This is a genomic window from Mycobacterium sp. ML4 (assembly GCF_054515735.1).
The window spans coordinates 17,666-44,183 of record NZ_JBTNSY010000011.1; the positions used below are offsets into that span (position 1 = coordinate 17,666).

The 26,518-nt window shown below is 66.0% G+C and carries 24 protein-coding genes; 6 read left to right on the top strand and 18 right to left on the bottom strand.

Features of this window, described 5'->3' with window-relative positions; genetic code table 11:
* Window positions 1-15: 15 nt before the first annotated feature.
* From ACX9NE_RS14140 to ACX9NE_RS14160, 5 genes are all read right to left on the bottom strand, one after another.
* The gene (locus ACX9NE_RS14140) at window positions 16-1,329 is read right to left on the bottom strand and encodes an EspA/EspE family type VII secretion system effector (RefSeq protein WP_459363768.1); all 1,314 of its coding nucleotides are present in this window, start codon (window positions 1,327-1,329) and stop codon (window positions 16-18) included.
* 373 nt (window positions 1,330-1,702) lie between these two features.
* On the bottom strand, window positions 1,703-4,189 hold the full coding sequence (pheT, locus tag ACX9NE_RS14145; RefSeq protein WP_459363769.1) for a phenylalanine--tRNA ligase subunit beta: 2,487 nt from the start codon (window positions 4,187-4,189) through the stop codon (window positions 1,703-1,705).
* Window positions 4,189-5,232 (bottom strand): phenylalanine--tRNA ligase subunit alpha, encoded by a 1,044-nt coding sequence (pheS, locus tag ACX9NE_RS14150; protein WP_459363770.1) that lies wholly within the window; start codon window positions 5,230-5,232, stop codon window positions 4,189-4,191. The genes pheT and pheS overlap by 1 nt, the downstream gene beginning before the upstream one ends.
* Before the next feature lie 204 nt (window positions 5,233-5,436).
* Entirely contained in the window at window positions 5,437-6,228 is a 792-nt protein-coding gene (locus ACX9NE_RS14155) for a rhomboid-like protein (RefSeq protein ID WP_459363771.1), read from the bottom strand.
* Window positions 6,228-7,118, bottom strand: coding sequence for an adenylate/guanylate cyclase domain-containing protein (locus tag ACX9NE_RS14160; protein WP_459363822.1), 891 nt, complete (start codon window positions 7,116-7,118; stop codon window positions 6,228-6,230). Before ACX9NE_RS14160 ends, ACX9NE_RS14155 begins: the two co-directional genes overlap by 1 nt.
* A gap of 262 nt (window positions 7,119-7,380) precedes the next feature.
* Here ACX9NE_RS14160 and ACX9NE_RS14165 point away from each other — a divergent pair, with 262 nt between their 5' ends.
* Window positions 7,381-8,424, top strand: a complete 1,044-nt coding sequence (locus ACX9NE_RS14165) for an oxygenase MpaB family protein (protein WP_459363772.1) — start codon at window positions 7,381-7,383, stop codon at window positions 8,422-8,424.
* 6 nt (window positions 8,425-8,430) lie between these two features.
* On the opposite strand, the gene ACX9NE_RS14170 is transcribed toward ACX9NE_RS14165, so the two are convergent.
* The 5 genes from ACX9NE_RS14170 to infC all read right to left on the bottom strand — a co-directional run bounded on the left by ACX9NE_RS14170 (window position 8,431) and on the right by infC (window position 11,495).
* Complete coding sequence (locus ACX9NE_RS14170; RefSeq protein ID WP_459363773.1) at window positions 8,431-9,225, bottom strand: PE family protein; 795 nt, start codon at window positions 9,223-9,225, stop codon at window positions 8,431-8,433.
* 124 nt (window positions 9,226-9,349) lie between these two features.
* Complete coding sequence (locus ACX9NE_RS14175) at window positions 9,350-10,156, bottom strand: TrmH family RNA methyltransferase (RefSeq protein WP_459363774.1); 807 nt, start codon at window positions 10,154-10,156, stop codon at window positions 9,350-9,352.
* Between the two features lie 12 nt (window positions 10,157-10,168).
* Window positions 10,169-10,558, bottom strand: coding sequence for a 50S ribosomal protein L20 (rplT, locus tag ACX9NE_RS14180; RefSeq protein ID WP_459363775.1), 390 nt, complete (start codon window positions 10,556-10,558; stop codon window positions 10,169-10,171).
* A gap of 91 nt (window positions 10,559-10,649) precedes the next feature.
* Entirely contained in the window at window positions 10,650-10,844 is a 195-nt protein-coding gene (rpmI, locus tag ACX9NE_RS14185; RefSeq protein ID WP_459363776.1) for a 50S ribosomal protein L35, read from the bottom strand.
* 57 nt (window positions 10,845-10,901) lie between these two features.
* Window positions 10,902-11,495 carry a translation initiation factor IF-3 gene (gene infC / locus ACX9NE_RS14190; RefSeq protein ID WP_459363823.1) on the bottom strand — a complete coding sequence of 198 codons (594 nt, stop codon included), beginning with the start codon at window positions 11,493-11,495 and terminating at the stop codon, window positions 10,902-10,904.
* 433 nt (window positions 11,496-11,928) lie between these two features.
* Here infC and lysX point away from each other — a divergent pair, with 433 nt between their 5' ends.
* From lysX to ACX9NE_RS14215, 5 genes are all read left to right on the top strand, one after another.
* Window positions 11,929-15,264: a bifunctional lysylphosphatidylglycerol synthetase/lysine--tRNA ligase LysX gene (gene lysX / locus ACX9NE_RS14195; protein ID WP_459363777.1), complete on the top strand. Its 3,336-nt coding sequence runs from the start codon at window positions 11,929-11,931 to the stop codon at window positions 15,262-15,264.
* A 97-nt stretch (window positions 15,265-15,361) separates the two neighbouring features.
* On the top strand, window positions 15,362-16,834 hold the full coding sequence (locus ACX9NE_RS14200; protein ID WP_459363778.1) for an alpha/beta hydrolase: 1,473 nt from the start codon (window positions 15,362-15,364) through the stop codon (window positions 16,832-16,834).
* Between the two features lies 1 nt (window position 16,835).
* Window positions 16,836-17,273 (top strand): DUF6653 family protein, encoded by a 438-nt coding sequence (locus ACX9NE_RS14205; protein WP_459363779.1) that lies wholly within the window; start codon window positions 16,836-16,838, stop codon window positions 17,271-17,273.
* A gap of 10 nt (window positions 17,274-17,283) precedes the next feature.
* Window positions 17,284-17,514 (top strand): hypothetical protein, encoded by a 231-nt coding sequence (locus tag ACX9NE_RS14210; RefSeq protein WP_459363780.1) that lies wholly within the window; start codon window positions 17,284-17,286, stop codon window positions 17,512-17,514.
* A 456-nt stretch (window positions 17,515-17,970) separates the two neighbouring features.
* Window positions 17,971-18,852, top strand: a complete 882-nt coding sequence (locus ACX9NE_RS14215; RefSeq protein WP_459363781.1) for a DMT family transporter — start codon at window positions 17,971-17,973, stop codon at window positions 18,850-18,852.
* 53 nt (window positions 18,853-18,905) lie between these two features.
* Here ACX9NE_RS14215 and ACX9NE_RS14220 read toward each other — a convergent pair whose 3' ends face one another.
* From ACX9NE_RS14220 to uvrA, 8 genes are all read right to left on the bottom strand, one after another.
* Complete coding sequence (locus tag ACX9NE_RS14220; protein WP_459363782.1) at window positions 18,906-19,433, bottom strand: LppA family lipoprotein; 528 nt, start codon at window positions 19,431-19,433, stop codon at window positions 18,906-18,908.
* A gap of 120 nt (window positions 19,434-19,553) precedes the next feature.
* Entirely contained in the window at window positions 19,554-20,123 is a 570-nt protein-coding gene (locus tag ACX9NE_RS14225; protein WP_459363783.1) for an LppA family lipoprotein, read from the bottom strand.
* Window positions 20,124-20,338: 215 nt separating this feature from the next.
* On the bottom strand, window positions 20,339-20,635 hold the full coding sequence (locus tag ACX9NE_RS14230) for a hypothetical protein (RefSeq protein ID WP_459363784.1): 297 nt from the start codon (window positions 20,633-20,635) through the stop codon (window positions 20,339-20,341).
* Between the two features lie 87 nt (window positions 20,636-20,722).
* Window positions 20,723-21,202, bottom strand: coding sequence for an LppA family lipoprotein (locus ACX9NE_RS14235; RefSeq protein ID WP_459363785.1), 480 nt, complete (start codon window positions 21,200-21,202; stop codon window positions 20,723-20,725).
* A gap of 94 nt (window positions 21,203-21,296) precedes the next feature.
* The gene (locus ACX9NE_RS14240; RefSeq protein ID WP_459363786.1) at window positions 21,297-22,481 is read right to left on the bottom strand and encodes an alpha/beta hydrolase; all 1,185 of its coding nucleotides are present in this window, start codon (window positions 22,479-22,481) and stop codon (window positions 21,297-21,299) included.
* A 58-nt stretch (window positions 22,482-22,539) separates the two neighbouring features.
* A complete protein-coding gene (locus ACX9NE_RS14245) occupies window positions 22,540-23,178 on the bottom strand; it encodes a WXG100 family type VII secretion target (RefSeq protein ID WP_459363787.1) in 639 nt (212 codons plus the stop codon).
* Window positions 23,175-23,474, bottom strand: coding sequence for a hypothetical protein (locus ACX9NE_RS14250; protein WP_459363788.1), 300 nt, complete (start codon window positions 23,472-23,474; stop codon window positions 23,175-23,177). The genes ACX9NE_RS14245 and ACX9NE_RS14250 overlap by 4 nt, the downstream gene beginning before the upstream one ends.
* A gap of 32 nt (window positions 23,475-23,506) precedes the next feature.
* Window positions 23,507-26,422, bottom strand: a complete 2,916-nt coding sequence (gene uvrA / locus ACX9NE_RS14255) for an excinuclease ABC subunit UvrA (protein ID WP_459363789.1) — start codon at window positions 26,420-26,422, stop codon at window positions 23,507-23,509.
* Between the last annotated feature and the right edge of the window lie 96 nt (window positions 26,423-26,518).

A 26,518-nucleotide genomic window follows, 5' to 3' on the forward strand; every position in this document is an offset into this window, starting at 1 on the left:
GACGCGCTGGTCAGGTCACAGAACCCGCCCGCGGCCAGCTGGAGCCTCTTCGGTGCCGGCCCTCGGGGCATCGATCGGTGCGCGCTGCGCACCCTCTGGGCCTGAGGCTGCCCCGGCCGCCGCGGTCTCGTCGGCAGGCGCTTCTGCCGCATCTTCCTCGCCGGGTTCCGCACCCGCTGGACCGTATTGCTGGCCCTGCTGGCCCATTTGGGTGATTTGCTGCACCCCTTGCATCGTCTGGTTGAGTGGCTGGGAGAGGTTCTGCGAGACTCTCGAGGCCGCGCCTGCCATCTGCGAAACCTGCGCCAGGCTGGGCGGCGTGAACGCGACCCCCGGCGCTGCGGCTGCCACCGGCGCCGTCGCGGCTGGTTCCGGGGTCGCCTGCGGCGTCTGCGCTTGTGCACCAACCGTACTCGTCACCGAAGCCGCTTCTTGAGCGTCGAGCAGGGCCTTTTGCGACGGTGAGGCGGCATCGCCGGCAGCCGCGGCCAACGACGAGACGCTCGGCGGGGCGGAGAAACTCGACAGGCCGTCGGAGATGTTCTTGAACTCCGAGAGTTGGGATGAGGTCTCGGTCGCTACCTTGCCCCTGATCTGTCCGAAGGTGCCCGCCATCTTCGCCTCCACCTCCTGGCCGAGCGCGACGTACTGCTGGGCCAATGCGGCCACTTCGTTCGACAGGGACATCGAGTTCGCCAGCGTGAGCATCTCAATGACGAAGACCGCCGCACAACACGCGAAGGCGGCGATAATTTGCCACGCCAGCGACACTTCCGGCCCGACGATGGGAATCAGGTACAGGGCGAGGGCGACACCCGCTGCGGCGGTCAGCACGGCCACGTTGACGGTGATGCACATGTGCGCCCGCTTGATCTCGCTGGCTTGGCTTTGCAACTTCCCTTTCAGGGTTTTGTCGTATTCCTCCATCGTCGCCACGTAGTCAACGAGTGCGTTGACCTGGGCCGTGTAGGCGCTCGCGGCAGGACCCGACCAGTCACGAGGGTCCGGAATGCACCCCGGGACCAAAGCGGTGGTGTAAAGGTCAAACTTGTCCGACGCGGTGTTCACGGCGGACCCACTGTTGGGAGTGCCGAATCCGTTGAGAAAGTCCACGACAAGCAGTGCGATCGCTGCCGCGTCGACAACAGCTGTCGGGGTCGGCAACACCTTTGTGCCGGAGGTCTTCAACGCGTTCGCAAGAGTGGCGTTCTGCTTACCGGCGTACATCAAGCCTTTGCCGACGATCGTGCCCGCACTCGCGCCTAGCGAACCCCAGTCCTGGTTTTGGATAGCGCTACCGCCGGTGTACGCACTCTTTACAACCGTCATCAGGTCGGACGCACCGTTAAGCCAAGACATCTCGATATTTCCCTTCGCGCTCGCTTACCCAGTGCACCAATACCGCGCACAGTGGGAGAGCGTAGCAGCTGTCGAACGGCCTTGCATCGGACGTAATCTCAGGTGAGTCAACAGGTTTGGTAACCAGGCTGACAGTTGACCGTAGGGTTGCGAGCCTATGGCCGGATGCCAAACACTGGTGGAACATGGGGTCGCTCGAACACTCACTTGATCCGCGTGATCACCCTTGCAAGCGTCTCGGTGACATCGCACGCACAACTTCCGCTGCCGCCGCACAAGACTTGTTGTTCATCGATGCCCACTTGTGTTGTCTTCACCACAACTGCAGTAGTCGCCAGCCTCTTCAGCTACGCAGTTCGGCGCCGACGCGCTCGGCGGCGCATCGCACCGCGGCATCGCGGGCCGCGGTGGCATCGTCCTCGGTGAGCGTGCGATCCGGCGCCCGAAACCGCAGGGCGAATGTCAGCGATTTGCGATCCGCCCCGATCTGCGGGCCGACGAACACGTCGAACAACTGCAGATGCTCGAGCAGGTCGCCGGCGCCCTCACGCACGGCATCCTCGACCGCCTGAGCGGACACGTCGGCCGGTACCACCAGGCTGACGTCTTGGAACACGGCCGGATAAGGCGACACTCGCGGCGCGGGCAGTGCCCCACCCAGGGGGATGGCATCCAGGTCCAGCTCGACCGCACAGGTCCCCTTCGGCAGCCCGGCACGCTCGAGCACGGCCGGATGAAGCTGACCAGCATGCCCGACGACGGTGCCGGCGGCGAGAACCTCCGCGCACCGGCCCGGATGCCATGGCAAATAGCTGGCCGCCCGCAGCGTGATGTTGACGCCGCTGGCCCGCGCGATGATCCGTACCCCCTCGAAAGCGTCGGCGGCTTCAACGGCGCGACCGGGTCCCCAGGGGCCGCGCGGCTCGCGCAGTCCCGCCAGCACCGCGGCCACGTGTTGAGGTTGGCGAGGCAGCGAGGCGTCAAGGGTGGCGATCTCGTCGTCGGTGGGCCGACGGTGGACGGGGATGAGTTCGACGGCCCGGGTCCACTCGCTGGGCTGCACCACTTGCGCGACGGCGAACAGCGCGACGTCGCCCAGGCCGCGGGAGACGTTGCGGTGCAAAGCCTCCAGCAGAGCCGGCAGCAACGTGGTGGCCAACTGCGGGCGGTCAGCCTCCAGCGGGTTGACCACATTGGTGGTCCTGCGGCGGGGGTCGTCGGCGGGCAACCCCCACAGGTCGAACACGCCCGCCGGCAGGAACGGCGTCGGCAGAATTTCCACATAGCCGGACAGCGCCAGGGACTTCCCGATCGCGCGACGACGTCGCTGGACTGCCGTCAGTCCGCGCCCCGCCGGAGCCGACGGCAGCACCGACGGAATCACCTCGAGCCCCTCCAGCCGCAACACCTCTTCCACGAGATCGGCGGGTTGCTGCAGGTCAGGACGCCAACTCGGCGGGGTGACGGTCAGCGTGTCGCCGTTTTGTGCCACCGCCGCGCCCACCTGCCTCAGGCGCCGCGCGGTGGTGCCCGGCGCGTAGCCCACCCCGGCGATACGGTCTGGCAGATCGGCCGCGATCTGGACCGGCGGAGGGGACCAATCGTCGCGCGGCGGGTTGCCCCGCCAGTCCGTCAGGGTTGGTTCGACGACTCCCCCGGCGATATCGGCGAGCAACCTGGCGCACCGGTCCAATACGGCCACCGAGATGGCCGGATCGACGGCGCGCTCATACCGGCGCGCCGCCTCGCTGGGCAGGTGCAGCCGACGCTGGGTGCGCGAAATCGCCGGCGGGTCCCATACCGCGGCCTCAAGCAGCACGTCGGTGGAGTAGGCGCGCACTTCGGTGGTGTCCGCGCCCATCACACCGCCGATCGCCGCGGTCGCGACGTCGTCGACGATCAGGACGTCCACCGGTTCCAGCTTGCGCTCGACGTCATCGAGGGTGCGGACGGTCTCGCCCGGTTCCGCGAACCGCACGCGGAAGCCGCCCGTGATGCGGGAGCGGTCGTGGGCGTGCATGGGGTGGCCCAGTTCGAGCATCACGTAGTTGGTCACGTCGACCGCCGGTGAGGTGGCGCGGATGCCGCACAACAATAACCTGCGCTGCAGCCACCACGGTGACACCGCGGCCGGGTTGATTCCGCTGACCGGGCGCAATGCGAACCGGCGGACCCCTGTCGCGGGGTCCACCGTGAGCGGCCAGGCTTCACGCTCGGCGGGCAATGGCTCGACCGCCGCGGGATCGATGAAGTCCAGGTCGTAGGCACACGCGATCTCGCGGGCCAAGCCGCGCACCGACAGCCCGTAACCCCGGTCCGGCGTGGTCGCCAGATGGAAGACCACATCGTCGAGGCCCAGCACCGCGGCACCGTCGGTTCCGGGTGCGGCGGTGTCCGGCGGCAGGACCAGGATGCCGGAATGGTCTGTTCCCAGGCCGAGTTCGGCCGCCGAGCAGATCATCCCATTGGAGCTGCGACCGTAGGTCCGGCGCGCGGCGATCATGAAATCCCCGGGCAGGGTGGCGCCGGGCAGCGCCACCACCACCAGCTCGCCTACAGCGAAATTCGTTGCACCGCAGACGAATTCCTGCGGTTCGTGCGTACCGACATCCACCAGGCAGGCGCGGATGGGTTTTTTGAAGCCGCTGAGTTCCTCGATCTCGGTTACGCGGCCCACTACTAGGGGGCCGTCGACCCGACCGAGCGCAATTACCTCCTCCACCTCGTGACCGATGCGCACCAGAGCCTGCTCGAGTTCCGCGGGCCCCACATCCCATCCCGGCGCTCCGGCCGAGACGACCTCGCGCAGCCAGCTGTACGGAACGCGCATCAGGCCCCCACCCCGAACGGCAGCGAGAACCGGATGTCGCCTTCCACCATGTCGCGCATGTCGGGTATGCCGTTGCGGAACTGCAGGGTCCGTTCCAGCCCCATTCCGAAAGCGAAGCCCGAGTAGACCTCGGGGTCGATGCCGGCGGCCCGTAAGACGTTGGGGTGCACCATTCCGCAGCCGCCCCACTCCACCCAGCCGGCTCCGCCCTTCTTGCCTTCGAACCAGACGTCGACCTCCGCCGAGGGCTCGGTGAAGGGAAAGAAGTGCGGGCGCATCCGGGTGCGCGCCAACGCTCCGAATTCGGCGCGAGCGAATGCGTCCAGGGTGCCGCGTAGATGGGCCATGGTCAGCCCGCGGTCAACAGCTAACCCCTCGACTTGGTGGAAGACCGGTGTGTGGGTGGCGTCGAGTTCGTCGGTGCGGAAGGTGCGTCCGATCGAGATGATGTACACCGGCAATTCGCGCGCCAGCAGAGTGCGCACCTGCACCGGCGACGTATGGGTGCGCAACAGCTGCCGGGACTCCTCGGGCGCGATGTAGAAGGTGTCCTGCTCGCTGCGCGCCGGGTGATCAGGCGGGAAGTTGAGGGCGTCGAAGTTGAACTGCTCGGTCTCCACCTCCGGTCCCTCGGCCAGTTCCCATCCCATCGCCACGAAGGTGTCGGCGATGTGCTCGGCCAGCATCGTGATCGGATGACGTGCGCCCGTGGGTTGGCGGGTCGAAGGCAGCGTGACGTCGATACGTTCAGCCACCAGCACTGCTGCGTCCCGCTCGGCGCGCAGCGCCGCCAGGCGTTCGTCGTAGCTGCGCTGCGCTTCAGCGCGGGCGACGTTGACCCGCTTGCCGGCATCGGCGCGATCATCCTTGGGCAGGCTGCCAAGCGCTTGTCGCGCCAACGCCAACGGCGAGCGGTCGCCGAGATGCTCGGTCTTGGCGTGTGCCAGCGCATCCAGACTCTCGGCCGCGGCAATGGCCTGCTGGGCAGCCTCGACCGCCGCTGCCAGAGCTTCCGGCGACAGGTCGACGGGTTGATCACCCACGCGGCGGCACTCTCCTTGCTGAGGCTGGTCGGGCTGCCCGGCCTCTACCCCCGCGCGAGGGCTCGAGCGCGGCCCGCATCATCGGCGGGAGGTTTCACGGCACGGGTGATTGACGCAACTGCCGATCATAAGTCATCGGCCGTTGTGTCACGGATCACCACGGCGAGCGATCAGTTGCTGTCGAACTGTGCCGTTCGGCTGCCGTCAGGCCGTCGCGGGCTGCGTGCCGGAGTGCGCCTCGCCAAAGCCGCTACCGAACCGACTCGCGATGAGGTACGCGATCAATGCCCCCGCAAGACCGAACACGAGGCCGCCGGCCATCCCCCACATGCTGTGCGCCAGCATCAGGAAGCCGAAACCGGCGGACCCCAGCAGCATCAAGCAGCGCAGCGGCGTCCAGTGGATCGGCGCGCGGAAACGAAGTGAGACCAAGACCCCCAGGGTGACCGCGACGGCGTGGCCGGCATTGGTGAATTCGCCGCCGATGACTGCCGCGACCACACTTACCGAGATCCACCATCCGATCCACGCGGAACGCAGCCGGCGCGGCATCGTGGCGGTCAGCGCCCCGAGCGCCGCCAGGGCGCCATAGCTCATTCCCACGTCGCTGGCATGGGTGATCGACCAGGGCATCCAGCCGAGCTCCACCGCTGCTGCCAGCGCGGCTGCCACCACCAACGTGGCCCCGATATGCCCGACCATGAATGCCACGAACAACCGGATGGTGCGCAGGTGCAGTTCGGCCAGCACGAGAAGACAAGTCAGGAAGGGCAGCCAGAACCACAGCGGGCCGGCCTCGACGACGAATGCACTGCCCACCAGGGTGCCGAGGCGTCCGTGGGACAGGTTGTGCAGGTTCGTGCTGGCATGTCGAATCACACGGTCGTGAGTCTGTGGGCTCATCATCAACATCGTGGTGCTGACCGCAAAAAGGGCCGCCACGTAGCCGACCGTGAAGCGGACCCGCGACAGCCGGGACACAAATTCAGAAAGCATCACGTTCCACTATGCATGGACTTTGTCTCGTCCGTGTTATCACCGGCTGACAACTCCCTATGAGTCTTGAGGCGGTAGATCGCCAGATCCGCGGGGATGCCGGTGAGTTTGCTGGAGAACATCGGGCGCCGTGCCCGCTTGGCGACGATGCCCAGGGCGTCCAGATCGCTCTGCGGGATCAGGTCCAGAGTCGGTCCGGAGATCATTACGCCACCTTTGGTCGCGCGCTCCATCACCCGGGCGGCGATGTTCACGTCAACGCCCAGCCAGTCCGAACCCAGCCGCTGCGGCCTGCCAGTGTGGATACCGACCCGCATCCGTGGCCGATACCCCTGCACCTCAACGCTTTTGATCGCCTCGCGCGCCGCCAGGACCGCTCTGACGGCGACCTCCGGGCGACGGAACACCGCCATGATGCCGTCGCCCATCCGCTTGACGATGTGACCGCCGGCGTCCAACAACGGGGTTTCGACGGCGCGCGCGACCTGACGCAGCAAGGTCAGAGTGGCGTCGTCCCCAACCTGCAGCGACCAGGCGGAGAAACCCACCAGGTCGGTGAACACGAGCGTCACTTCCGGGTTTGCCGGCCTTTTGGATACGGCCTCGGTCATCGCCTGCCACAGCTGCAACACCCCCAGGCTGACCTCGCGAGAGGCCGCGTCGCGGTCCCTTAACAGCCGGTCCGCTGCGCGCGCGGCGGCCCGCGGACCGCCCTCTCCGGCAGTGGACAGTGGGTCGCCGAACTCGGGATCACCCGGCAGCAGCCGCCGCGCCCTTTTCACAAAAGCCACCACGCCCGGACTGTGGTTGGTGCTGCTGAGCCATTTCGCGGGCGAACGACGGCGGGGGACCTCCTCTTCGGCCACCGCCGTGGCGGTCTCATCGGGCATGCCGGACTCCGCTTTGTCAGGCCCGACCTCCACTCGGCCAGGGTAGGCGGTCCGGACCGAACCAGGCAACGAGGCCCCCGCCACTTTCGTCACATATGGCGCCAAACACCCTGATCACGGGCGTGCGGCAGGGCCGTGGAGAGTCCGTAACACAGACGCGGCGCACCTGTCGATGTGCTAGACAACGTATGTTGTCACCGTTTATCGTGAGCCCCAATCAGGCCGCGAGTCAGGCCGCGGCCAAGGCGCTGTGGAGGCCGTGATGACCGTTACTTCGACGACAACGGCTGACCCTCTCGGGCCCGACTCGCTGACCTGGAAATACTTCGGAGACCTGCGCACCGGGATGATGGGCATCTGGATCGGCGCGATCCAGAACATGTATCCCGAGTTGGGCGCGGGGGTCTCCGAGCATTCCATCCTGTTGCGCGAACCGCTGCAGCGCGTGGCCAGGTCTGTGTACCCCATCATGGGTGTGGTCTACGACGGCGACCGCGCCGCTCAGACCGGACAACAGATCAAGGGTTATCACCGCACCATCAAGGGAACCGACGGCTCGGGCCGGCGCTATCACGCGCTGAACCCCGAGACGTTCTACTGGGCACACGCGACGTTCTTCATGCTGGTGATCAAGGTCGCCGAATATTTCTGCGGAGGCCTGACCGAGGCCGAGAAGCGGCAATTGTTCGACGAGCACGTGCAGTGGTACCGGATGTACGGGATGAGCATGCGCCCGGTGCCCAAATCGTGGGAGGAATTCCAGGAGTACTGGGAGCGGGTGGGCCGCGACGAGCTGGAAATCAACCAAGCGACCCTGGACATCTTCAACATGCGGATTCCCAAACCGAAGTTCGTGCTGATTCCCACACCGATCTGGGATCAGATGTTCCGGCCGATGGTGGCCGGCCAACGCTGGATCGCGGCCGGCCTCTTCGAGCCTGCGGTGCGGGAGAAGGCGGGAATGCACTGGACACCGGGCGACGAGATTCTGCTGCGGGTGTTCGGGAAGCTGGTCGAGCTGGCGTTCTTGGCGGTACCCGACGAGATCCGGCTGCACCCACGGGCACTGGCGGCCTACCGCCGGGCAGAAGGACGGATCCGCCGCGACGCACCGCTGGTGGAAGCACCCGCGTTCATGGCACCGCCGCGCGACCGCCGCGGGCTACCCATGCATTACTTTCCGCCACGTGCGCGTTTTCCCCTCGAGCCGGCCCGCGTGATCATGGAGCGGGCTGGGGCGCTGGTGCACGGCACGCTGTCGATTGCCGGCCTGCGGCCGTCGCGCGGACGCAGCCGGGCGGCCTGACTCCGCTTAGACGCCCAGCCCAAGTGGCTGCAGGAACAGCGGAACGAAGCCGAACTGTGTGCCATGGAAGTAGAACTCCCAGCCCAGTGCGGTGACCGAGCCGCCGGTGACCATGAATGGCACCGGACCGCTCACCGATATCGCGGTGGGGCCAAGCGGAGTCGGGCCGTACAGCGCTCCGGTGAAACCGCCGGTGGGTGAGACGAAGACGTTACCGCCCGCCGACATCCAGGTCACCGGACCGAGCGCGGTGTTCACCGTCCCGGTGACATTCGCGGCGAACCCCGCGACGCCACTCAGGCTGGACGGGATGACCGGTGCCGCACTCAGCGACAGCGAGGCCACCTGTCCCAACGGGCCGTTGAGCGTCGCCGACTGGTGCACGCCGCCCACGCCCACGCTCGAGGAGATCTGCAAAGGACCGAAGTTGGACGTCTGGCTGAAGGTGGTGAGATCGTTGATGAACATATCAACCGGGGTGGAGGCGGCAGCACCGGCATTGGCCATTGTTTGCTGGGCGTTCGCGACCTCGCAGCCCAAGTACTGAGCGGCACCGGAATTCAGCAAGCTGACGAAGTTGTCGTGATAGGCCGCGGTCTGGGCGCTGAGAGTTTGGAATTGCTGGGCGTGGTTGCCGAGGAGCGTGGTGATGGCCACCGAGATCTCGTCAGCTGCCGGCGCCAGTATCGCGGTCGTCTGGGCGGCTGCCGCCACATTCGCTGTGCGTAATCCCGCACCCACGCTTTGCAGACGTCCGCTCGCCGCCTTCAGCACATCCGGCACCACATTTAACTGCGACACAAATTCCCCCTTTGGCAGCGGGCTTGATGAACACCACCAACTATTCGACGTGGGACGAATATTAACAGCGGAAGAGCAAATTTTCCGGCGACGAAACTCAAATGTCGCAGGTAAAGCCCCGGCTCTAGAATGATTTGCTGACACCTGACAACGGCCGGGTTCGCCGGGCCCGAGCGCTCTGATACAGACAGATCGCCGCGGCGGCTGCGACGTTCAGGCTTTCCGCTTCTCCGACCATCGGGATTCGCAACCGATGATCGGCCTGCGCGGCGACCTCAGCGGGCAGTCCCTGAGCTTCAGGTCCGAACACCCACGCCGTGGGGCGGGCGAGTATCTGGTCGGCATCGTCGAGAGAAGTCCCACCATCCACCGTGGTGGCCAGCACCTGTAGACCCGCCAGCCGCAATTGGGTGAGAACTGCCGGCGTGTCAGGCGCGACGACCACAGGGAGGGCGAAGATGCTGCCCGTCGAGGCGCGGAGGCACTTGCCGTTGTAGGGATCGACACTGTGCCCTGCCAGGACGACCGCCGCGGCGCCCATGGCGTCAGCGATCCGAATGATCGTGCCGGCGTTGCCAGGCTCGCCGATGTCGACCGTAACCGCGACCAGACTTGGTGAGCCGCTGAGAACCTCGCTCAGGTCGGTCGCCGGTATCTCGCACACCGCCGCCAGTCCCGTTGGGGTCACGGTGTCCGACAACGCTTTCGCGGCACGTTCGGTCACCAGGTGGACAGCGGCCTGCCCGGCGACCAACGCCTCGTACCGGCCCGCGGCTTCTTCGGTGGCGAACAGGTCTCGAACCAGCCCGCGCCGCAGGGCAGCCTCGACCAGATTGGGACCTTCGGCGAGAAACAGACCCGAGCGGCGGCGGCCGACGTGACGATGCAGCTTGACCGCTGCGACCACTCGCGCCGAGCGTTCGGTGAGCATCGCCGGGCTCGGTTAAGCAGCCTCTCCCGAGGGAGCGTTGACGTCTTCAGGCAAGGCGGCCCGAGCGACATCGACCAGCGCGGTGAACGCTGCCGGATCAGTGACCGCGATGTCGGCGAGGTTCTTGCGGTCGACCTCCACACCGGCGGCCTTGAGGCCCTGGATCAGCCGGTTGTAGGTGATGTCATTGGCACGCGCGGCGGCGTTGATACGCGAAATCCACAGCTTGCGGAATTCGCCCTTGCGGGCGCGACGGTCACGGTAGGCGTAGTTGAGCGAATGCAGCTGCTGCTCTTTGGCCTTGCGGTAGAGCCGGGATCGCTGACCGCGATAGCCTTTCGAAGCTTTCAGGACGCTGCGCCGCTTCTTGTGGGCGTTGACCGCCCGCTTCACGCGTGCCATGGGTGTTCCTACTCTCGTTCAAAATCGTCGGGGGCTGCCGAAAGCCCGCTGTCGATGGGGGGTTTCGATGGGGATGCGTTGCCGCGCTGCCTCAGCCGTTGAGCAGCGATTTGACCCGCTTGGTGTCGTTGGCCGACACCACGGTGCGGCCGTCGAGCCGACGGGTGCGTTTGGTCGCCTTGTGCTCGAGCAGATGCCGGCGGTTGGCTTTCTGCCGGACGATCTTGCCGGTTCCGGTGCGCCGGAACCGCTTCGAAGCCCCGCTGTGGGTCTTGGCCTTGGGCATGTTTCCTCGATTTTCCTGGTTCTGGTGAGCTGTTCTGGTACCCCCTGCAAGTTGCTGCTAGGAGGGTGTCGCGTCCCCGGCCGAATCAGCCGGTCCCGCCGCCGCGCTTCCCGGATGCTGTGCCCTGGCGCGAGTTTTCGCGCCGCGGTGAGGCGCCAGCACCATCGTCATGTTGCGGCCGTCCTGCTTGGCCGAGGTTTCGACAAATCCGTATTCGGCGACGTCGGCGCCAAGACGCTGAAGTAGTCGGTACCCGAGCTCCGGTCGTGACTGCTCGCGGCCGCGGAACATGATGGTCACCTTGACCTTTGACCCCGCTTCGAGAAAGCGGACCACGTGGCCCTTCTTCGTCTCGTAGTCGTGGTCGTCGATCTTGGGTCGCAGCTTTTGTTCCTTGACGACGGTCTGCTGCTGATTCCTGCGGGATTCACGCGCCTTCTGCGCCGCCTCGTACTTGTACTTGCCGTAGTCCATGATCTTGCAGACCGGCGGCCTGGCGTTGGGAGCAACTTCGACAAGGTCGAGATCGGCGTCCGCGGCGACGCGGAGTGCGTCTTCGATGCGCACGATGCCTACCTGCTCTCCCCCAGGGCCGATCAATCGAACTTCAGGCACGCGAATGCGCTCGTTGACGCGGGTCTCAGTGCTGATGGGGCCTCCCTCGTTGGCTTGTATTCCCGTGCGACCCATTCCTGGACCCGGCCGGAAACAGCGGTGGAAGCACACCAACCATCAGCAAAAAAGCCCTGCCAAAGCAGGGCCCGTTGCCGACCGATCACGGCTTGACCGGGTCAAACCGCCTACGCAATGGCGCAGAACGGGCATGTCGACATGCCCGTGACCGGACCGAATTGCCTTGAGAAATCTCGTGGCAACCGGTGGGAGTGGGACTCCTCTTTACTGTCCCTGGCCGCAAGGCCCGGGATGGTCGCAGCGATCAGTCTAGCAGCCACAACGCAGGAGCACGGCCAACCCCTCAATCCCGTCGGCACAGGCTTATTCGACAACCATTTACCAAGACTGTCTTTGCAGTTGGGCGGTATCGCCGGGAATTTCCCGGTTTGAGGGAATATCCTCGCGGTCTGTGACACTCACTAAGCCGCGCCCAACGCGCAGGCCGATCTCCCGGTATCACTGGCTGCCGGCGGCAGCCGGGTGGACGGTGGGCGTCATCGCGACCGTGTCGCTGCTGGCCAGTCTGTCACCGCTGATCCGTTGGCTCATCCACGGGCCGCGAGTATTCATCAACAGCTACCTGTTCAACTTTCCGGACACCAGTTTTGCCTGGTCATTCGTGCTGGCTCTGCTCGCTGCGGCCCTGACCGCGCGAAAGCGCATCGCATGGCTGGTGTTGCTGGGCAACATGGTGGTACACGCCTTCATCAACGCCGCTGACATCGCCGCGGGTGGCAATACTCCAGCGGAGGCCTTCGGTGAAAATCTCGGGTTCGCGTTCCATGTGGTCGCGATCGTCCTTCTGGTGCTGGGCTACCGGGAGTTCTGGGCGAAGGTTCGCAGGGGTGCGTTGTTCAGGGCGGCCGGCGTGCTGCTGGCCGGCGGACTCATCGGCATCCTGGCGTCCTGGGCTCTGGTGGAGATGTTTCCCGGGACGCTGGCGGCGCAGGATCGGCTGCCATACGTGGCCAACCGGGTGGTGGGATTCGGCTTCGCAGATCCTGACCTGTTCACCGGCCGGCCGCACGTTTTTCTCAACGCCATCTTCGGTCTGTTCGGCGCGTTCGCGCTGATCGCCGCGGCGATCGTACTGTTTCTGTCCCAGCGGGCCGAGAATGCGCTGACCGGTGAGGACGAGTCTGCGATCCGCGGACTCGTCGAGTTGTGGGGGAAGAACGACTCGCTCGCCTACTTCGCCACTCGCCGAGACAAGTCGGTGATCTTCGCGCCCAGCGGCCGCGCCGCTCTCACCTACCGGGTTGAGGTCGGTGTCTGCCTGGCCAGCGGCGACCCGGTCGGGGACCCCAAGGCGTGGCCGCAGGCCGTCGACGCCTGGCTGCAGCTGTGCCAGACGTACGGCTGGGCGCCGGGCGTGATGGGCGCCAGTTCCCAGGGCGCGCAGGTCTACCGGGAAGCGGGCCTGAACGCGCTGGTGCTCGGCGACGAGGCGATCCTGCGGCCGGCTGACTACAAGCTGGCCGGTCCAGAGATGCGCGGCGTCCGTCAGGCTGTGACCCGAGCCCGGCGCGCGGGTCTGACGGTGCGCATCCGGCGCCACCGAGACATTCCCGCCGAGGAGATGGAGCAGACCGTCGCCCGCGCCGACGCCTGGCGCGACACCGATTCCGAACGCGGCTTCTCCATGGCCCTGGGCCGGCTCGGTGACCCCGCCGACGGCGACTGCTTGCTGGTTGAGGCGATCGACCCGGCCGGCGAGGTGGTGGCGATGCTGTCGCTGGTGCCGTGGGGCACCACCGGCGTCTCGCTGGATTTGATGCGCCGGTCCCGCAACTCCCCCAACGGCACCATCGAATTGATGGTCAGCGAGCTCACCCTGCACGCCGAGAATCTCGGCATCAGCCGAATCTCCTTGAATTTCGCGGTATTTCGGTCGGCCTTCGAACAGGGCGAGCAACTCGGCGCTGGGCCGGTGGCGCGGTTGTGGCGCGGTCTGCTGGTGTTCTTCTCCCGGTGGTGGCAGATCGAGACGCTGTACCGTTCCAACGCCAAATATCAGCCCGAATGGGTGCCCCGCTACGCCTGCTACGACGACGCCCGCATGATGCCGCGGGTGGGCGTCGCCTCGGTGATTGCCGAGGGCTTCCTGGTGCTGCCGTTCAGCCGGCGCGACAAGGTGCATACCGGCCATCACCCCGCGGTGCCCCAGCGACTGGTGGAGTCCGGTTTATTGCACCCCGACGGCACCGCGCCCGACGTCAGCAGCCTGGACGTGGGAGGGCTGCCGGAATACATCGAGGAGCGACGCCATCAGCCCGAGCAGGTACGGGTTCGGCTGGCCAAGCTGAAACGGCTGCACGACAGCGGCATCGACGCCTATCCGGTGGGTGAACCGCCCAGTCACACCGTCGCAGAAGCGCTGGCCGCCGACGACGCATCGCCCGTCACGGTAGCCGGACGCATTTTGCGGCTGCGCAACTACGGCGGCGTCTTGTTCGCACACCTGCGCGACTGGTCGGGCGAGATGCAGGTGTTGCTGGACAATTCGCGCCTCGAGCAGGGTCGCGCCGCCGACTTCAACGCGGCGATCGACCTCGGTGACCTGGTGGAGGCGAGCGGACACATGGGCTTGAGCGACAAGGGCACCCGATCGCTGATCGTCGCCCGCTGGCGGTTGATCGGCAAGTGCCTGCGCCCCCTGCCCAACAAGTGGAAAGGACTGACTGACCCGGAAACGCGGGTGCGCACCCGCTACGTGGACCTGGCCGTCAACCCTGAGTCCCGCGAGCTGATCACCGCGCGTAGCAGCGTGGTGCGGTCGATCCGCGAAACGCTGTTCGCCAACGGATTCATCGAGGTAGAGACCCCGATCTTGCAGCAGGTACACGGAGGAGCCACCGCGCGCCCGTTCGTCACCCACATCAATGCCTATGCCATGGACCTCTTCCTGCGCATAGCGCCGGAGCTGTACCTCAAACGCCTCTGTGTGGGCGGCGTGGAACGGGTGTTCGAACTTGGTCGCGCTTTCCGCAATGAGGGTGTCGACTTCAGCCACAACCCCGAGTTCACCCTGCTCGAGGCCTACCAGGCGCACGCCGACTACAAGGTGTGGATCGACGGTTGTCGTGAACTCATCCAAAACGCCGCCGAAGCCGCCAACGGTGCGCAGACCGCGCTGCGACCCAGGACGCGGGATGATTCGATCAGCCACGGCGGCCGTCTCGAGCCGGTCGACATCTCCGGGGTGTGGCCGGTCAAGACCGTCCACGATGCCGTGTCCGAAGCGCTCGGTGAACACATCGACGCCGACACCGATCTGAGGACGCTGCGCAAGCTGTCCGACGCCGCCCGCATCCCCTACCGCGCCTACTGGGATGCCGGCGCGGTGGTGCTCGAGCTGTATGAGCATCTGGTCGAGGATCGTACCCAACACCCGACGTTCTACATCGACTTCCCCACCTCGGTATCCCCGCTGAGCAGGCCACATCGCAGCAAGCGCGGTGTCGCCGAACGGTGGGACCTGGTGGCCTGGGGAGTCGAGTTGGGCACCGCCTACAGCGAACTCACCGACCCGGTAGAGCAACGGCGGCGCCTCGAAGAACAGTCGCTGCTGGCCGCCGGAGGCGACCCCGAGGCGATGGAATTAGATGAAGATTTCCTGCAGGCGATGGAGTACGCCATGCCGCCGACCGGGGGCCTGGGAATGGGTGTCGACCGGGTGGTCATGTTGATCACCGGACGCAGTATCCGGGAGACCCTTCCGTTCCCCCTCGCCAAGCCGCACTAGTCCCCGGATCAGCGGGCACGTCCGGGTTCAGTTAACTCACAGGAAATAATCCGGAAACATAGTCCCGGATTGGACTCCGGCGAACAACAATGAGCTTGTGACCGCGTCGACGCCTCCCTTGACGGTGGCCGCATCGGCCGGCGAATTGGGTCCGCAGGCGTTCAGCCACACGTCCCTGATGAATGGCTGGGTGCCGATCACGGTCCAGGTCGTGACCGGGGTCGCGCTGCTGGTTGCCATTGGCTGGCGGACACGGGTTTGGCGGCTGCGCTGGTTGCCACTGGCCACGCTGGCCGGGGGTGCGGCGGCGTGGGGGACGCGAGCGTACGTCAGCCGGCTGTCCTCTGAGCCGGCCCCAACCGCGCTGTGGACGTGGGCCGGGTTGGCCGGAATGGCGGTGACGGTGCTGCTGGTCGGCTGGCGCAGCGCGCACTGGTGGCGCCGCGGCATCGCTCTGCTCGCGGTACCGCTGTGCCTGTTCAGCACGGCGCTGACCCTCAATATGTGGGTCGGCTACTTCCCGACGGTGCAGGCGGCGTGGAATCAGCTCACCTCCGGCCCGCTGCCCGACCAGTCCGATCCGGTCACCGTCGCCGCAATGGTCGCCAAGGGCGTGCGCCCACCGCATGGCAGTGTGGTGCCGGTTGTGGTCCCGTCCGACGCGTCACATTTCAAACACCGCGGTGAGTTCGTGTATCTGCCGCCGGCCTGGTTCGCCAGTTACCCGCCGCCTCGCCTGCCCACCGTGATGATGATCGGCGGCCAGTTCAACACGCCGGCCGACTGGGCACGCGCCGGAAACGCGGTGCGAACGATCGACGCTTTCGCAGCAACCCACGACGGCAATGCCCCTGTGCTGGTGTTCGTGGACTCCGGCGGCGCGTTCAACAACGACACCGAGTGCGTCAACGGCCGACGCGGCAACGCGGCTGATCATCTGACAAAAGACGTGGTGCCATACATGGTTTCAAAGTTCGGGACAAGCGCCGATCCGGCCAGCTGGGGCATCGTGGGGTGGTCGATGGGCGGGACCTGCGCGGTAGACCTGACCGTCATGCATCCCGACCAGTTCAGCGCGTTCGTCGACATCGCGGGTGACCTGTACCCCAACGCCGGGAACAAGGACGAGACCGTCGCCAGGCTGTACGGCGGCGACGCCGGTGCCTGGACCAGGTTCGACCCGACCAGTGTGATCACCCGGCACGGCCCGTATACCGGGGTCGCGGGGTGGTTCGCCATTCCGGCAACGTCGCATCACGAGCTGCCGATCGCCGACACCGCCACGATGCGCCTGGCGGGCCGCGATGCCGCGGCCAACCCCAGCAACCAGACGGCCGCCGCCAACGCCCTGTGTGCGCTCGGGCGCTCCTATGCCATCGACTGCGCGGTGGTCCCGCAACCGGGCAAGCACGACTGGCCGTTCGCCGACCAGGTGTTTGCAACGGCGGTGCCGTGGCTGGCGGGCCGGTTGGGCACCCCTGGCATACCCCGGATTCCGTTGCCGGGCAACGCCATTCCCCTCGGCTCCACCGGACCGGCGAATACGCAAGTGGTTGCGGCCGGCAGGTAGCGTGCTTCCGGTTGCGCGAATCTGCCGAGCGATTTTCGCTCGGCACTGCCATCCGTGGAGCGCCTGGACCCGATGGGCCAGCACACCGCTGACCCTGGTACCGATCTGGACCCGGCGACCGGCCCACGCGGTGCTGATCGCCGCATGGCTGGCGGTCAACCCGTTCGTGTTCGGCAAGCCGAAGGACCACCGCGCCTGGGCGACGCGGGCGATGCTCGGTGAGGAATTGTGGATCACCCGCCGGCCATGCGATGCCGCCATGCTGGTCAGCGCTGCAACGTCGGTGGCGGCTGCGACCGCAGTGCTCTCGGCCCGCCGTCGTCGGCTGCGTCCGGCGGTGGTCGCTGTGACGGTGCAGATGGGTTTGACGATGCTGTATTGGCAACAGATGACGCGCTATCTCGCCCGGCAGGACGTTCGCGGGAGCGGGCACCAGTAACGTGTCGGGCATGCCCGACCAGCCGTCCACCCCCGACCCCGGATACGACAACTCCGGTGTGCCGACGTTCGACTCGGTGCGCGAGAAGATTGAGACGCGATTCGGGGCAGCTCAGGGCGCCGCGGAACTCGCCGCCGAAACCGCCGAAGGCCGATCCGTCGATGAGCAGTACGACGAGCGGCAGCGGGCGGCTGCCGAGCGCCTGGCAAGAATCCGGGAGTCGATGCGCACCGATGACTGACGCCGGGCCGTATTCGCGGGTCGGGGGCCGTCCGAACCCTACCGCCTGCGCCGACGATCGGTTGCCGCAGGAGGGGCGCGGATGTACGACGGCCACGACACCGTCCACGACCCCACAGTGGTCTTCAAACTGATCATCTAGCAATACAACTCGGATGTTTCGGCGGCGCGTGCTCAGGTCTTGAGATGGCAGCGGGAAACGCCGGGCCCACGCCCTGGTGGCACGGTCGGGTGGTCGGCGGCTGACGTCACGATGCCGACGCCCGCGTGCAGTTACACCTGGTAAGGATCACGGCAGGGGCAGCGGAACTTTACGACAGCGGGCCGACCGGCGCACCGAGCGGTTGAACGGGGTGCAGAGCAGCGCGCGCCGTCCGTCCCCGCTGTTGACGTCGGGACCTCAGAGCTGACACTGAAGAACGGGACACGAGGGTATGCCTGAACCATGGATTGGCTGATGTCTCATGCGGTGGCGATCGGCTCGGCGCTGCTGGCATCGTTCGTTGCGGCGGTGGGCATCGTTGTTCGACAGGCCGCCCTGCAACGTTCTGCCGCTGACGACGGATCCGCAAGCGCCGTGGCCGTGCTCCGCGACCGGCTGTGGTGGTCGGGCACGGGCGCGGCCGTCGCCGGCTACGCGTTCCAAGCCATGGCCCTGGCGCACGGATCCCTGCTGTTGGTGCAGCCGCTGCTGGTGTCTTCGCTGCTGTTTGTGCTGCCGCTCAGCGCCGTACGGTCGGGGAATCGGGTACCCGGTTCCGAGTGGGCGTGGGCCATGCTGCTGACCGCCGCGCTCGCACTTTTCGTGCTGGTTGGACAGCCGCGGGAAGGACACTATCGGCCTGCCACGGCGGCGTGGACGGTCGCACTCACCACCGCAGTGTCGGTGGTCGCGATCGCCGCGGTGGCAGCCCGTCGCACCGCCGACAGGGTTCGCGCCACGTGGTTGGGGCTGGCTGTCGCCGTCGTGCTTGGGATGATCGCGGTGTTGACCAAGACCTGTACGAACCGATACGCGGTCGGTGGCTGGCACGCTCTGCTCGCCGACCCAGCACCTTACGTGCTGGTAGGCCTGGCGGTCGCGGCGACGTTTTTGCAGCAGTGGGCTTTTCACACCGGGGCATTGCAGGCGTCGGTACCGATCATGCTGGTCGGCGAGCCGGTGGTCGCGGTGATGCTTGGCATTGTCGTGCTCGGCGAGCATCTGAGGGTTCACGGTGTGGGAGCGGTGGCGCTGCCGATGGCGGTCGCGGCGATGTTGGCGGCGACGATTGCACTCGGCCGCGGGGAAGGCGCCCAGACGCAGGAAGCAGCATCGAAGCATCGACGCCTGACCTAGCGAGCACGCCCCTTCAGACCAAGCTCCTGAAACTCATTGGCTCCGAGCACCATTCACCCGCCTTTCTTGTCGCGCGGTAACCGGCACCCGGTATAGCCCGCAACCCCCAAGTTGCCCGCGTAACCGATCTTGATGAAGATGCCGGTCGGCCCGGTAAACCACACGTCGTGATTTGCCGGCTGGTCCTTCATGACCGCGACATCGGTGGCGTCGAGCTTGGCCGCGGAAGCCTTCGCTGCCTCGACGATGGCGGCCCAGTTCTGCTCGGACACCGCGATGTTCTCGGCGACGCGGAGCGGCAAAAAATATCGTTGCCCGTCCGATTGTTCGTAGGGCCTCTCACAATTGTCGGTGGTGTCCCCAGGCATTGTTTCCCACTTGATTGAAGGAATCAATGTGCTGGCGGCCGCGGTGATCTCGGCCATCGCGGCCTGCACCTGGGCTGTGGTGTCTTCGAGCGAAGGTAAGGCCTTCAGTTGCTGAAGGGCCTGCGCGGCCTCCGACGGCGGGGTGGGCTCGTAAGGTCTTTCCACGTGGCATCCTGTCACCGCGAGAAGAGCCGCGAGGGTCACCGCCCGCACGACCGCCCGGATGCCGGTGGTCGCACCGACACCGCGGGCCTGACCCAGCAGGAACTGGGCGCGTCGCCCCTTGAATCCAAGCTCCTCACCAGCACCGCGTCCAAACACCCCTTACCGCCCTCACTTCTTGTCGCGCGGTAACCGGCACCCGGTGTAACCGGAGACCGTCAGGTTGCCCCGGTACCCGATCTTGATGGAGATGCCGGTCGGTCCGGTGAACCACACGTCGTGGTTAGCCGGCTGGTCCTTCATGACCGCGACATCGGTGGCGTCGAGCTTGGCAGCGGAAGCCCTGGCGGCTTGGGCGATGGCGGCCCAATCCTGCTCGGACACTGCGACGTTCTCGCCGACGCGGTGGGGCAAGAAGTTATCTTGCCCTTCCGTTTGTTCGTAGGGCCGCTCGCAGTTGCCCGTGGAGCCCTCATCCAGGGTTTCCCACTTGATCGAGGGAATCAGTCGGCTGGCGGCCGCGGTGATCTCGTCCATCGCGGTCCCAACTTGTGCTGTGGTGTCTTCGAGCGAAGGTAAGGCCTTCAGTTGCTGCAGAGCCTGCGCAGCCTCCGACGGCGGGGTGGGCTCGTAGGGCTTTTCCACGTGGCATCCTGCCATTGCAAGAAGGGCCACGAAGGCCGCGGCCCAGACAATAATGCTGCGGTCCCGATTGGTGCGCCTCTTCACGTAGGGGGTCACGTCAGCTGCCCGGGATCCCCTGGCCGGCCACGACGGCCGCGATGTTGAAGCCCGCTGGCCCGCGGCAGGTTATTGGCACCCTGGCGAGGATAGTCACTATGGCCGTGGGCACCCTCGCACGCCCGGGGCGCCGGGCGGGTGAACTCGGGGTGGGTAGCACCGCTGAACGCCGGCTGGTAGCCCCCGGCAGAAGTCCGTACCGCTACAGCGGTGACTCAGCGCTCAAGCCAGCCTCGTCGATACTGTTCTTCGTAGTAGGCGTCATCATCTTCCTCGATCTCACGCAGGCGGCGCGCACGCTCGGCTTGCAGCCGGGCCGAATTCGCAGCGACGAACGTCGACATCGCCTCCACCCGAGGATCGCCCCGGACCTCACGCATCGCGTCCTCGATCTTGGGCCGCACGTCGTCCACCGCGGCGTTGTAGGCGACCACAATGGCGTCTTCGTCGGGCGCGTTCACCGACAGCAGCCGGTTCTCGGCATCAACCACCACCCGAATGCCGTCGGCCATACCGACACCGCGGACCTGCTCCACCGCAGACTGGGCCCGCTGCACCTTCAGACCAAGCTCCTCGAAATCTTGGCTTCCGACCACCCCTCACCCGCCCTTCTTGTCACGGGGCAAACGGCATCCGGTGTAACCCGAGACAACCAAACTGCCCGCGTACCCGATCTTGATAAAAATGCCGGTCGGTCCGGTGAACCACACGTCGTGATCCGCCGGCTGGTCCTTCATCACCGCGACGTCCGTAGCGTCGAGCTTGGCAGCAGACTCCTTCGCCACCTCGACGATGGCTGCCCAGTCCCGCTCCGACACTGCGACATTCTCTGCCACGCGGTGGGGCAGATTTATGCTCTGTCCATCCGTCTGTTCGTATGGGCGCAGACAGTTGCCCGCGGAACCCTCGTAAGGTGTTTCCCATCTGATCGAGGGAATAAAGACGCTGGCAGCTGCGGTAATCTCGTCCATTGCGGCCGCCACTTGGGCTGTGGTGTCCTCGAGCGAGGGTAGCGACTTCAGCTGCTGAAGGGCCTGCGCGGCCTCCGACGGCGGGGTGGGCGGAAAGGGTGTGTCCACGTGGCATCCTGTCGGTCCAATCAGTGCAACAAGGGCCGCAATGCACAGAAGCAGGCACCGACCCGGGTTGAAATGAAAAGTCATATTGGCGTCGTCAGCTCCCTGGGATAGCCCGGTTGCTCAGGCCGGCCACGATGGCGGCGATGTTGTAGCCGGTAGTACGCGGCAGATTGTTGGCACCCCAACGTGGATAGTCACTGTGGCCGTGGGCACCCTCCAAGTTGAGGGTGCCGCCGTGGCCGTCCGAAATAGTGACAGGACCGGTGCCCAGCCGAGTGAACTCGGGGTTGGTCGCGGGGTTGGGCCCGAACTGGCCGGCTCCCGACACGTCCAGGACCGACAACCCGCCCAAGGCGCCAACATTGAACGGATACGGCAGGAAGGGCGCGCCGGCATGGACGAGCGGCGGAGCGTCGTAGGTGAGCTGGATGGGATCGTCCGGCGTTTCCATGACATAGACATGTCCGGACTGCACCTGCAATTGCTGCGGAGTGGAGGCCTCGATACCCGGTGAACCGTAGAACAGAGCGTCGGACACGCCGTGGTCACCGGGTTCCTGCAAGGCCAGCCCGGTGGTCAACGAGCCATACGAGTGCCCAATTGCCGTCAGATGCGCGGGGTCACCGTCGTGGGCGGCCCCTATCCCGTCGTAGAAGCCGGCTAAGTTGTACGCCCCGGCCCGGGCGAGGTCGTCGTGGCTGACGTCCCAGGCGCCGGCTAGCACCCTCCCGCTAGAATCCGTCTCCGGGATCTGCGGCGCGTCATAACCAATCCAGGCAATGGCTGAAACCGTTTCATGTGTATGCCCTGTTCTCGCAAGCTGGCGCAAGGATTCGTCGCGGACGAGCCTAGCTTCTTCGCCCATCCCCTCGATCGCGCCGTGCACCGTGGTGTTCAACCCGGGGGCGGTCACCGAGACGTGGGTGGCGGTGTCGGGGTCCCCGACCGCGATGGCGGCATGGGCTTGTCGACCGGTTTGAGTATCGAGCAGCAACAGCTTGCGGTCGGGCTTGCCGCTGACGGTCTTGTCGACGGCTACCAGATCCGGCAGGTTTTTCGTCCCGGCCAGCGCGGCATCGTAGCGGCGTTGCCATGCCTCGTAGGCAACGCGATCATCGAAGAGCGCCCCCGGCTCGTTGGGTGAAGGAACGTTGTTGCCGGCCGCCCAATCGGGATGCTGAGCACGCAGAGCATCGGCCTGTGCGGCGGAGGAGCGGGCCCGAGCCAACTCGTCGGCCAGGGTCACTCGGTTGTAGTAGTCCCGATCGACGGCCGGCATACCATCGCGGTTTCCGATGTAATGGTCGTGCTGGTAGAGCGCATCCTTTCGGCGGGCGTCAATGCCGTCCAGAAGTCGTGGAATTGCTTCGGGTCGGGGGCGGCTGGACCCTGCCGTCGAGGATGGCTTGCACTTGCGGACGGACCGGCGCACCGTCAGGGTGCTGTTGGTAGCCGGTCAGGTCCTGCCTATCGGCGGAAATCGCTTGTGCCGCTTGGGTTTCGTTGTCTCCGAATTGGGTCAGCAGGTTCTTGACGCGGGTTTGGAAACCAGCTGCCTGACTGTCGAGCTGTCCCTGCAACAAATAGGCAAGCAGATCCCCAGACCTGGCACCCGGCACCTGCGGCGCCTTGACATTGCCCTCGTCGTCCACGGTCATTCCCGCGGCGGGGATGTCACCGTCGACGACGTTCAGCAGCGCGTCGCGGCACCCGCTCAACCGTCCGCCGTAGGTGTTGAAGGTGTCCGCCAACGCGACCGCCGCCGAGCCGAGGTGGTTGGCGGCCAGCTTCTCCGACATCGCACGAACCGACGTAGCGCTCGCGGCCTCCCCCTTCCAGCTGTCCATCGCCGCGTCCACGTCGCGGTCCATCCGCTCGACCCGCCCGGTGAAGGTATTGCTCTGTGCGCTCAAGTCCCTCGCGAAAGCCATCATCGACTCCGGCTTGCAGCCGCGCACGTGGCTGATCGTGGTCACCGTGGGTAGTGGCCGCTGATGTGCTGGCGCCGTTGGTCGGCGAATCCTTGATCGACTGCCTCGTACGTCGTCGCCGCAGTCGTCGCCGCATCGGCCATCCGGCGGATACCTGCACCGACCACGCCAAACCCCTTAATGACGGTGTCGGCGACCTGATCGGAAGCCGCTTGGACCGGCGAGCCCGGCATTTCGACCATGGCAGTGAGCTTCAACTCGGCGATCGCGTCCGCGTGTCCGGCCAGGGTGGCACCGAGCCTGTGCAACGTGTCCAGGTCAACTTGAAACAGTTCGCCCACGCCGCGGAGTTTACCGGCACAGCGCGGTTCTATTATGCGCTCACCTTGCGCCGCTTGGCGGTGGCGCGCCTGGGAGTCGACGAGGCCACCACCTCCGCCAGGAACTTCCCTGTGTAGCTTTCCGGCACCGCGGCCACGTCCTCCGGAGTGCCTTGCGCCACTACCGTTCCGCCCCCGGCGCCACCTTCCGGACCCATGTCGACGATCCAGTCCGAGGTCTTGATGACGTCGAGGTTGTGTTCGATGACGATCACCGTGTTGCCCTTGTCCACCAGGCCGTTGATGACCTTCAGGAGCTTGCGGATGTCGTCGAAATGCAGGCCGGTGGTCGGCTCATCCAGGACGTAGATGGTCCTGCCGGTGGAGCGCTTCTGCAGCTCGGAGGCCAGCTTCACGCGCTGCGCCTCACCGCCGGACAACGTGGGAGCCGGTTGGCCCAGCCGCACGTAGCCCAGTCCGACATCGACAAGGGTGCGCAGAAAGCGGTGGATACCGCTGATCGGCTCGAAGAACTCAGCGGCCTCCTCGATGGACATGTCCAGTACCTCGGAGATGGTTTTGCCTTTGTAGTGCACCTCCAGCGTTTCCCGGTTGTAGCGGGCACCCTGGCACACCTCGCACGGCACGTAGACGTCGGGCAGGAAGTTCATCTCGATCTTGATGGTGCCGTCGCCGGTACACGCCTCGCAGCGTCCGCCCTTGACGTTGAACGAGAACCGGCCGGGCTGGTAGCCGCGCACCTTGGCCTCGGTGGTGGCGGCGAACAGGGTGCGGATCTTGTCGAACACACCGGTGTAGGTGGCCGGATTGGACCGCGGGGTGCGTCCGATCGGTGACTGGTCCACCCGCACCAGCTTGTCCAGGTGGTCCAGGCCGGTGACGCGGGTGTGGCGGCCGGGCACCTGCCGTGCGCCGTTGAGCCGGTTTGCGAGCACGGAGGCCAGGATGTCGTTGACCAGCGTGGATTTGCCGGAACCGGAAACGCCGGTCACTGAGGTCAGCACACCCAGCGGGAAGGACACGTCGATGCCGCGCAGGTTATGTTCGCGAGCGCCGACGACGGTGAGCTGACGGCGCTTGTCAACCGGCCGTCGTATCGCGGGGACGTCGATGGATTCGCGGCCCGACAGGTACGCCCCTGTGATCGAGTCCTTGTTGCGCAAGAGCTCGCTGTAGGGACCGCTGTGCACGATGTTCCCACCGTGTTCGCCCGCTCTGGGGCCGATGTCGACGATCCAGTCGGCATGTTCGATGGTGTCCTCATCATGTTCGACGACGATCAAGGTGTTGCCCAAATCCCTGAGCCGGGTGAGGGTTTCGATGAGGCGCCGATTGTCGCGTTGATGCAGCCCGATGGACGGCTCGTCGAGCACGTAGAGCACCCCGACCAACCCGGAGCCGATCTGGGTGGCCAGCCGGATGCGCTGTGCCTCACCCCCGGACAGCGTGGCCGCCGCGCGCGACAGCGACAGGTACTCGAGCCCGACATCGAGCAGGAACCCCAACCGGGACTGAATCTCCTTGAGCACCTGCCCGGCGATCGCCGCTTCGCGAGTGCCCAGGGTCAGCGCGTTCAGAAAATCCGAGCACTCGGCGATCGACAGCTCGCAGACCTCGGCGATGGACTTGGGGCTGTGCGCCCCCTCGGACTCCCCAGCCAGGGTCACCGCGAGGATCTCCGGCTTGAGCCGTGTGCCCTCGCACACCGGGCACGGGATGTCCCGCATGAAACCCTCGTAGCGTTCTTTCATCTGTTCGGACTCGGTTTGGGCCATCTTGCGTTGCAGGAACGCCAGGACGCCTTCGAACTCCGCGTAGTAGGACCGCGTGCGTCCGTATCGGTTGCGGTACCGCACATGTACCTGCTCGTCGGGCCCTTCCAGGATCGCCTTGCGGGCCTTTGCCGGCAGCTTGCGCCACGGGGTGTTGACGTCGAACCCGAGCGCCTCGCCCAGACCCGCCATCATCCGGGTGAAGTACTCGGCGGTGTGGCCCGACGACCACGGCGCCACGGCGCCTTCGGCTAGGGTGAGATCGGGATCGGGGATCACCAGGTCGGGATCGACCTCCTTGCGGATGCCCAGTCCGACGCATTCCGGGCAGGCACCGTAGGGCGAGTTGAACGAAAACGACCGCGGTTCCAAATCATCGACGGCCAGGGCGTGCCCGTTCGGGCAGGCCAGCTTCTCGGAAAAACGCTGCTCACGCGGGTGGTCGTGTTCATCCCGGTGATCTGGGAATTCCAGCACCACGATGCCGTCGGCGAGCTTCAACGCGGTCTCCACGGAGTCGGTGAGCCGCTGCTTGGCGCTGGTTTTGACGGTCAGTCGGTCGACCACGACCTCGATGTCGTGCTTCTCCTGTTTCTTCAGTTTCGGTGGCTCGGTCAGCGGGTGCACCACACCGTCGACCCGCACCCGGCTGTAGCCCTGGGCGTTGAGCTTGTCGAACAGGTCCGCGAACTCGCCTTTGCGGGTACGCACCACCGGGGCAAGCACCAGGAAACGGATGCCCTCGTCCATCGCCAGCACCTGATCAACGATTTGCTGGGGCGTCTGGCGCGCGATGCGGTGACCGCAGATCGGGCAGTGCGGGGTGCCGGCGCGTGCGTACAGCAACCGCAGGTAGTCGTAAACCTCGGTGATGGTGCCGACTGTCGAGCGCGGATTGCGGTTCGTCGACTTCTGGTCGATCGACACCGCCGGCGACAGCCCTTCGATGAAGTCGACGTCGGGCTTGTCCATCTGCCCCAGGAACTGGCGGGCGTAGGCCGACAGCGATTCGACGTAGCGGCGTTGCCCCTCGGCGAAGATGGTGTCGAACGCCAGCGAAGATTTACCCGAGCCGGACAGACCGGTGAAGACGATCAAGGCGTCACGGGGTAGGTCAAGGTCGACGCTGCGCAGGTTGTGCTCGCGTGCGCCCTTAACGATGAGGCGGTCTGCCACGCTGCCCCTTTCAGATGATCGCGTAGTGGCGCGGGCCGTGAAGACTCATAGCGCGGGCCGCATTCCATGCTAGGTGTCCCCACCGACAGCGACGCG